This is a genomic window from Streptosporangium saharense, assembly GCF_014203715.1.
Taxonomy (GTDB): Bacteria; Actinomycetota; Actinomycetes; order Streptosporangiales; family Streptosporangiaceae; genus Streptosporangium; species Streptosporangium saharense.
Genome location: NZ_JACHJP010000003.1, coordinates 761,860 through 769,875, shown reverse-complemented (window position 1 = coordinate 769,875; position 8,016 = coordinate 761,860). Strand labels below are relative to the sequence as shown.

The window sequence follows — 8,016 nt, the reverse complement described above, 5'->3', positions numbered from 1 at the left end:
TGCATGTGTTAAGCACGCCGCCAGCGTTCGTCCTGAGCCAGGATCAAACTCTCCAAACAATGCTTTTCGAGTCAACCCCGGCTGAAAGCACCCACCTCGAACACATCGAGGAGGTGTATCAACCAAAGGAATCCATCCCCACACCTGAAGTGTGTGGGACGGGTTTGTGCTTCATGCACTGGCTTTTAGCACACTGTTGAGTTCTCAAGAAACGGACGCGTACACCGTCGGCCACCCAACCACTCGGTTGAGCACTTCAGGGGCGCAACTTCCGCATCTCCATCCTACCATTTCCGGCTGGCCCGTGTCAAACCGCCGCGTTCGCGGCCCCTCGACACCAACCCACCAGACCCGCTAGGATCTCGCTGCCCCGTCTCCGGAGCAACCCTCCAAACTTACCTAGACACTCAGACCGTGTCAAACCAGCCGTTTTCCGGCCGGACAGCACATGATCCGAACACCGAGGTTCGTCGAGAGGGGTTCGCCCTGGGGCCCGTCCGCGCATCAGGCGTCCGGCTCGCTCCGGGGCACTGGAAACTCTAGGCGGGCCCCCGAGGCCCGTCAAATCAGGCCCATCCGAGGAAACCGCAGGTCAGCGTAGATCCATACGAGAACGGGTGACCTTCGCTACCCAAACGTTACCGTTCTAAACAACGGATGCCCCGGTGTTGTCACCGAGGCATCCATCACAGACCCGCAGAAGCGTCAGGCACCAAGCAGCTCGACGCCCCCGACGGAGCGCTTGCCGCGCCGCAACACCAGGAACCGCCCGTGCAGCAGGTCCTCGGCCGTGGGCACGTAGGCCTCGTCGGTGACCTTCACGTTGTTGAGGTAGGCGCCGCCCTCCTTGACCGCCCTGCGGGCCGCGGACTTCGACTCGACCAGCCCGCTCTGCGCGAGCAGGTCGACGTAGGAGGCGCCCAACTCGGAGATCTCGGCACGCGGCACCTCCTCCAGGGCCTCCCCCAGCGTCCGCGCGGGCAGTTCCTCCAGCGATCCCTGACCGAACAGGGCCGCGGAGGCCGCGATCACGGCGGCGCACTCGTCAGCGCCGTGCAGCAGCGTGGTGAACTCCTCGGCGAGCGCGCGCTGGGCCTCCCGGGCCGCGGGCCGCGCCGCGGACGCCTTCTCCAGCTCCTCGATCTCCTCACGGGACCTGAAGCTGTAGATCTTGAGGAACTTCACCACGTCGCGGTCGTCGGCGTTCAGCCAGAACTGGTAGAAGGCGTACGGCGAGGTCATCTCCGGGTTGAGCCACACCGCGCCACCGGCCGTCTTGCCGAACTTGGTCCCGTCGGCCTTGGTGATCAGCGGCACGGTCAGCGCGTGCACGTGGCCACCGGTCACCCTGCGGATCAGGTCGGTGCCCGCGGTGATGTTGCCCCACTGGTCGCTGCCGCCGATCTGCAGCGTGCAGCCGTAGCGCCTGTTCAGCTCCAGGTAGTCGTTGGCCTGCAGGATCTGGTAGCTGAACTCGGTGTAGCTGAGCCCGTCACCGCCCAGGCGGGCCGAGACCGACTCGCGGGCCAGCATCCGGTTGACCGGAAAGTGCTTGCCGACGTCGCGCAGGAAGTCGATCGCGGACATGCCCTCGGTCCAGTCGAGGTTGCTGACCAGCAGGCCGCCGCTCTTCTCGGAGAACTCGGAGAAGTCGAGGAACTTCTCCAGTTGGACCCGGATCCGTGCGACCCATTCGGCGACGACCTCGGAGGAGTTGAGCGACCGCTCGGTGCTCCGGCCGCTCGGGTCGCCGATGAGGCCCGTCGCGCCGCCGACCAGGCCGATGATCCGGTGCCCTGCCCGCTGCAGGCGGGTGAGGGTCAGCAGCGGGACCAGGTTGCCGACGTGCAGGGAGGGCGCGGTCGGGTCGAAGCCGCAATAGACCGTGATCGGACCCTCGGCCATCGCCGCGCGCAGGGCGTCGATGTCGGTGGACTGCGCGATCAGGCCGCGCCAGGCGAGGTCATCCAGAATCTCGGTCACGATCTTTGCTTTCCAATGCTCGAAAGGTCAGGTACGGCTTCGCCTACAGCCTGCCCGATCTCCACACCACTTCGCCACTTGGTAGCGAACCCCTACCGACGCCGCGGAACGTGCGGCCGGTAGGGAGAGACCGTACGGTCGCCGTCGATCCAGAAACGCCAGGGGGTGTCCCGGCCCGTCGAGACACCGGTGCGCGGCCCGGAACGGATCAGGTCGGGCTTGGCGGGCTCCCCCTCAAGGACGGTGACCGGTCCCGGCGGGCAGGCGTCGAGCCCGTTGTGCTCCCGGGTGAACCCGAGCGCGACCGCCAGACGCGCGGGCCCGCGGGCGAGGTCACGCCCGGGGACCGTACGGCTCGCGCCCGCCGCCCTGCGCGCCGTGGCGATCTCGGCCCCGGCGACCACCTCACCGGCCCGCAGCAGCACGCCCGAGCCGATCCCCTCCGGCAGGCAGACCAGGTTGGCGCAAAAATGCATGCCGTAGGTGAAGTAGACGTACAGGTGCCCCGGGGGCCCGAACATCACCGCGTTGCGCGCCGTCCTGCCACGGAAGGTGTGGGAGGCCGGGTCCTGGCCGGGCACGCCGTACGCCTCGACCTCGGTGAGACGGACGGCGACGGGGCCGTATGCGATCACACGGCCCAGCAGGTCGGGGGCGACCTCGGGTCCCGGCCTGTCGAAGAAGTCGCGGGTCAGTTGCCGCTCGCCCACGCCGCCTGACCGTCGACGGTCTCTCGCAGGTCGAGAAGCTGGTCGCGCACCCGGTCGGGGGCCGTGCCTCCGTGGGCCTTGCGGGCCGCGAGCGCGCCCGGCACCGAGAGCACCTCGCGGGTGTCGGGGGTGAAGTGCGGCGAGACCTTGAGCAGTTCCTCGTCGGTGAGCTGGTCGAAGTCCTTGTCGTTGACCTGGCACCAGACGACCAGGTGACCGACGGCCTCGTGCGCGTCCCTGAAGGCGACGCCCCTGCGCACCAGCAGCTCGGCCAGGTCCGTCGCCAGGGCGAACCCGTCGGGGGCCGAGGACTCCAGCTTGGCGGTGTTGACGCGCATGGTGGAGACCAGACCGGCCATCGCGGGCAGGACCAGCAGCAGGGTGTCAACGGAGTCGAAGACCGGCTCCTTGTCCTCCTGCAGGTCGCGGTTGTAGGTCAGCGGCAGGCCCTTGAGCGTCGTCAGCAGCGACATGAGGTTGCCGATGAGACGACCGCTCTTGCCCCTGGCCAGCTCGGCGACGTCGGGGTTCTTCTTCTGCGGCATGATCGACGAGCCGGTCGAGTAGGCGTCGTCCATCTCGATCCAGCGGAACTCCTGCGAGGCCCACAGGACGATCTCCTCGCCGAGCCGCGACAGGTGCACGCCGATCATCGCCGCGTCGAACAGGAACTCCGCGGCGAAGTCACGGTCGGCCACGGCGTCCATCGAGTTGGGCGCCGCGGAGTCGAAGCCGAGCTCCCTGGCCACGGCCTGCGGGTCGAGTGGCAGGGACGAGCCCGCGAGCGCGCCCGAGCCGAGCGGGGAGACGGAGGCCCGCCTGTCCCAGTCGCGCAGCCTGTCGATGTCGCGGGCGAAGGCGTGGACGTGGGCCAGGAGCTGGTGGCCGAAGGAGACCGGCTGCGCGTGCTGCAGGTGGGTCATGCCGGGAGCCGCCGTCTCGGCGTGCTGCTCGGCCTGGCTCATCAGCGCGGTCTCCAGCTCCACCAGCCGGGACACGATGTGCCTGACGTGGTCGCGGAGGTAGAGGCGGAGATCGGTGGCGATCTGGTCGTTGCGGCTGCGGCCCGCGCGGAGCTTGCCGCCGAGCGTGCCAAGGCGCTCCAGCAGGCCGCGCTCAAGCGCGGTGTGGACGTCCTCGTCGGCCACGGTCGGCCGGAACTCGCCCGCCTTGCAGGCCCGCTCAAGGTCGTCCAGAGCGCCGATCATGCGTCCCAGCTCGTCCTCGGTGAGCAGGCCCGCGCGGTGCAGCACCCGGGCGTGCGCGCGCGAGGCCAGCAGGTCGTACGGCACGAGCCGCCAGTCGAAGTGCACGCTCACCGAGAGCCTGGTCAGCGCGTCGGCCGGACCTCCCTCGAACCGGCCGCCCCACAGCCGCATCGGCTTACCACCATCAGTCACCGTTGTTCTCCTCCCCATTTCCAATCCGCGACCTTAGCCCAATCAGGCCAGCCGGGCGTCCCGCGCCGACGCGATCTTGGAAGGAAGGCTCCACAGCTCGACGAAGCCCTTGGCCAGGGACTGGTCGAAGGTGTCGCCGGTGTCGTAGGTGGCGAGGTTGAAGTCGTACAGCGAGGCCTCGGAGCGCCTGCCGGTCACGGTGGCCCGGCCGCCGTGCAGGACCATCCGGATCTCACCGGTGACGTGCTGCTGGGCCTCGGCGATGAAGACGTCCAGGGCCTTCTTCAGCGGGGAGAACCACAGGCCGTCGTAGACCAGCTCGCCCCAGCGCTGGTCCACGGAGCGCTTGAACCTGGCCAGGTCACGCTCGACGGTGACGTTCTCCAGCTCCATGTGCGCGGTGATCAGCGCGATGGCGCCCGGCGCCTCGTAGACCTCGCGGGACTTGATGCCGACGAGCCTGTCCTCGACCATGTCGAGCCTGCCGACGCCCTGGGCGCCCGCGCGCTGGTTGAGCTCGGAGATGATCTGGAACGGGGTCAGGTGACGCCCGTCGAGCGCGACCGGGACGCCCTTGACGAAGCTGATGATGACCTCGTCGGCCTCACGCGGCTGGGCCGGGTCGGCGGTGTAGGAGTAGACGTCCTCGACGGGGCCGTTCCAGATGTCCTCCAGGAAGCCGGTCTCCACGGCCCTGCCCCAGATGTTCTGGTCGATCGAGTAGGGGTTCTTCTTGCTGGTCTCGATCGGGAGGTTCTTCTCCTCGGCGTAGGCGATCGCCTTGTCCCTGGTCCACGCGTAGTCGCGGGCGGGGGCGATGACCTTCAGCTCGGGGAAGAGCGCCGCGAGGCCGGCCTCGAAGCGGACCTGGTCGTTGCCCTTGCCGGTGCAGCCGTGGGCGACGTGGGTGCCGCCGAACTGCTTGGCGGCGGCGGCCAGGTGCTTGACGATCAGCGGCCTGGACAGCGCGGAGACCAGCGGGTAGCGGTCCATGTAGAGCGCGTTCGCCTGCAGGGCGGGAACGCAGAAGTCGGTGGCGAACTCCTCGCGGGCGTCGACGACGACGGACTCGGCAGCGCCGCAGTCGATGGCCCGCTTGCGGATGACCTCCATGTCCTCGCCGTCCTGGCCGACGTCGATGGCCACGGCGATCACCTCGGCTCCGGTCTTCTCCGCGAGGAACGGGATGGCGACGGAGGTGTCGAGGCCGCCGGAGAAGGCGAGTACGACCCGGTCAGTCATGATCAGTTTCTCCAAAGTCTTGTGCAGGTGGTTCTGGTTCGAGCTGGGGCGGCCCGCGTGAGCGGGCTACATACGTCGGTCGGCGTGCCTCAGCAGGGCCTCGGCGACCGCCTCCCCGCCCATCGGGTCGCGGCTGATGACGAGGATCGTGTCGTCTCCGGCCACCGTGCCGAGGATGGACTTCCAGCCGGCGTGGTCGATGGCGGACGCGAGGAACTGTGCGGCGCCCGGCGGGGTGCGCACGATCACCAGGTTGGCGGACGCGTCCGCCGAGACGAGCAGTTCCTCGGCGATCCGGCTCAGCCGGGCCGCCGGGGTCTCACCTCCGCCGAGCCTGGCCGGCGGGATCCTTCCGCCTCCCTCGCCCGGCAGGGCGTAGACCAGGGAGCCGTCCTCGGCACGCAGCTTGAGCGCCCCGAGTTCGTCCAGGTCGCGGGAGAGGGTGGCCTGGGTGACCTCCACCCCGCTCTCCAACAGAAGCTTAGCCAGGTCAGGCTGGGAGCGGACCGGCTGCCGCGCCAGGAGCTCGGCGATTCGCGCCTGGCGGGCCACCTTGGTCATGGGGATCGTCACGGCGCCTGCCCTCCCTTTTCCTGCCCCGGCCGCGTGGCCAGCCAGTGCAGCAGCGCCTTCTGGGCGTGCAGGCGGTTCTCCGCCTGGTCCCACACCAGGCTCCGCGGGCCGTCGAGCACGTCGGCGGAGATCTCAAGGCCCCGGTAGGCGGGCAGGCAGTGCAGGACGATCGCGCCTTTGGCCGCCCGGTCCATCAGTTCGGCGTTGACCTGGAAGGGCGTCAGGTCGGCGATCCGCCGTTCCCTGTCCTCCTGGCCCATCGAGACCCAGGTGTCGGTCGCGACGACGTCGGCGTCCGCCACGGCCGTCCCGGCGTCCGGCAGCACGGCGACCGAGCCTCCGGTGCCGGCGGCGATCTCCCCGGCCCTGCGCAGGATCGCCGGGTCCGGCTGATATCCGGCCGGAGCGGCGATCCGCACGTGCATGCCCGCCAGGGCGCCGCCGAGCAGGTAGGAGTGGGCCATGTTGTTGGCGCCGTCCCCGAGGTAGGTCAGGGTGAGCCCGGCCGCCGAGCCGAAGTGCTCCCTGACCGTCTGCAGGTCGGCGAGGATCTGGCAGGGGTGGAACTCGTCGGTCAGGGCGTTGACCACCGGCACCGAGGAGGCCGAGGCCATGGCCTCGACCCTCTCCTGGCCCGAGGTGCGCCACACGATGGCGCTCGTCTGGCGTTCCAGGACCTTGGCGGTGTCCTCGATGGACTCGCCCCTGCCCATCTGCGAGGACCCGGCGTCGAGGATGAGGGGCAGGCCGCCCAGTTCGCCGATGCCGACGGCGAAGGAGATCCGGGTGCGGGTCGAGGGCTTGTCGAAGAGCACGGCGACCGTCTGCGGGCCCTCGAAGGGGCGGTAGCCGTACCGGTCCTTCTTCATGGCCGTGGCCAGGTCGAGCACCTCGGCCTGCTCGGCGGGCGAGAGGTCGTCGTCACGCAGGAAGTGCCTGGTCCGCTCAGTCATGGGAGGCCTCGTCGAGCAGGGCCGGGAGCGCGGTCACGAAGGAGGTGACCTGCTCGGCGGTGATCACGAGCGGGGGCGCGAGCCGTACGGCGTCGGGCTGGACCGCGTTGACCAGGAAGCCCGCGTGCTGGGCGGCCGTCTGGAAACGGGCGGCGCGCTCGGCGGTGAGGACGACGGCCAGCCACAGGCCGCGGCCCCTGACGCCCTTGAGCAGGGGGTGCTCGACGGAGGCGATGCCCTCGGCCAGGAGCGTCCCGACGGTCTTGACGTGTTCGAGCAGGCCCTGGCTTTCGATGGTGTCCAGTACGGCCAGCGCGGCGGCGGCCGAGACGGGGTTGCCGCCGAAGGTCGAGCCGTGGTCGCCCTTGGCGAAGAGTGTCCCGGCGTCTCCGAAGCCGACGCAGGCGCCGATCGGCAGGCCTCCGCCGAGGCCCTTGGCCAGGGTCAGGACGTCGGGCAGGACGCCGTCGTGCTGGTGGGCGAACCAGTGTCCGGTACGGCCGATGGCCGACTGGATCTCGTCGGTGACCAGGAGCGCGCCGGTGGTGTCGCAGATCTCCCTGACGGCCCTGAGGTAGCCGTCGGGGGGCGGGACGACCCCGGCCTCGCCCTGGGTGGGTTCGAGGAAGACGGCGGCGCACTCGGCGGTGACGGCGTTCTTCAGCGCGTCGGCGTCGCCGTACGGGACGAAGCGGACATCAGCCGGGAACGGCCCGAACTGGTCGCGGATGGAGGCCTTGCCGGTCAGGGAGAGCGCGCCCAGGGAGCGGCCGTGGAAGCCGTTCTCCGCGGCCACGACGTAGGGGCGGCCGTTGGCCTTGCCGTACTTGATGGCGAGTTTGAGGGCGGCCTCGTTCGCCTCGGTGCCCGAGCTGGTGAGGAACACCCTGGCGGGGGCGCCGAGCAGGCCGATGAGCCGTTCGGCGAGCAGCACCTCGGGCTCGTGCAGGAACAGGTTGCTGGTGTGGGCGAGCGTGGCGACCTGCCGGGAGACTGCCTCGACCAGCGCGGGGTGGGCGTGTCCCAGGGAGCTGACCGCGATGCCGCCGATCAGGTCGAGGTACTCGGCGCCGTCGACGTCCCAGACCCGTGAGCCCTCGCCGCGCGCCAGCGCCACCGGGGGCACGCCGTAGTTGGGCATGAAGGCGGCCTCGA

General features: G+C 69.7%; 7 protein-coding genes and 1 rRNA gene. All 8 read right to left on the bottom strand.

Annotation, left to right across the window (positions count from 1 at the left end; translation table 11 throughout):
* Positions 1 to 59: ribosomal RNA gene (locus FHS44_RS19530) — 16S ribosomal RNA — on the bottom strand; the annotation flags it as partial.
* Positions 60 to 705: 646 nt separating this feature from the next.
* On the bottom strand, positions 706 to 1,983 hold the full coding sequence (gene tyrS / locus FHS44_RS19525; RefSeq protein ID WP_184716543.1) for a tyrosine--tRNA ligase: 1,278 nt from the start codon (positions 1,981 to 1,983) through the stop codon (positions 706 to 708).
* A gap of 92 nt (positions 1,984 to 2,075) precedes the next feature.
* Positions 2,076 to 2,693: a DNA-3-methyladenine glycosylase gene (locus FHS44_RS19520; RefSeq protein ID WP_184716541.1), complete on the bottom strand. Its 618-nt coding sequence runs from the start codon at positions 2,691 to 2,693 to the stop codon at positions 2,076 to 2,078.
* Entirely contained in the window at positions 2,675 to 4,093 is a 1,419-nt protein-coding gene (gene argH / locus FHS44_RS19515; protein WP_312863727.1) for an argininosuccinate lyase, read from the bottom strand. Before argH ends, FHS44_RS19520 begins: the two co-directional genes overlap by 19 nt.
* A 42-nt stretch (positions 4,094 to 4,135) precedes the next feature.
* The gene (locus FHS44_RS19510; RefSeq protein WP_184716537.1) at positions 4,136 to 5,335 is read right to left on the bottom strand and encodes an argininosuccinate synthase; all 1,200 of its coding nucleotides are present in this window, start codon (positions 5,333 to 5,335) and stop codon (positions 4,136 to 4,138) included.
* Positions 5,336 to 5,401: 66 nt separating this feature from the next.
* Entirely contained in the window at positions 5,402 to 5,896 is a 495-nt protein-coding gene (locus tag FHS44_RS19505) for an arginine repressor (RefSeq protein ID WP_184716701.1), read from the bottom strand.
* Between the two features lie 8 nt (positions 5,897 to 5,904).
* On the bottom strand, positions 5,905 to 6,861 hold the full coding sequence (gene argF, locus FHS44_RS19500) for an ornithine carbamoyltransferase (protein WP_184716535.1): 957 nt from the start codon (positions 6,859 to 6,861) through the stop codon (positions 5,905 to 5,907).
* On the bottom strand, positions 6,854 to 8,002 hold the full coding sequence (locus tag FHS44_RS19495; protein ID WP_184716699.1) for an acetylornithine transaminase: 1,149 nt from the start codon (positions 8,000 to 8,002) through the stop codon (positions 6,854 to 6,856). Before FHS44_RS19495 ends, argF begins: the two co-directional genes overlap by 8 nt.
* Positions 8,003 to 8,016 lie beyond the last annotated feature (14 nt).

What these genes read in the sequence shown, in the direction of transcription:
- FHS44_RS19510 (WP_184716537.1), bottom strand. Translation starts at nt 5,335, where the DNA reads ATGACTGACCGGGTCGTACTCGCCTTCTCCGGCGGCCTCGACACCTCC.
- FHS44_RS19505 (WP_184716701.1), bottom strand. Translation starts at nt 5,896, where the DNA reads ATGACCAAGGTGGCCCGCCAGGCGCGAATCGCCGAGCTCCTGGCGCGG.
- argF (WP_184716535.1), bottom strand. Translation starts at nt 6,861, where the DNA reads ATGACTGAGCGGACCAGGCACTTCCTGCGTGACGACGACCTCTCGCCC.
- FHS44_RS19495 (WP_184716699.1), bottom strand. Translation starts at nt 8,002, where the DNA reads ATGCCCAACTACGGCGTGCCCCCGGTGGCGCTGGCGCGCGGCGAGGGC.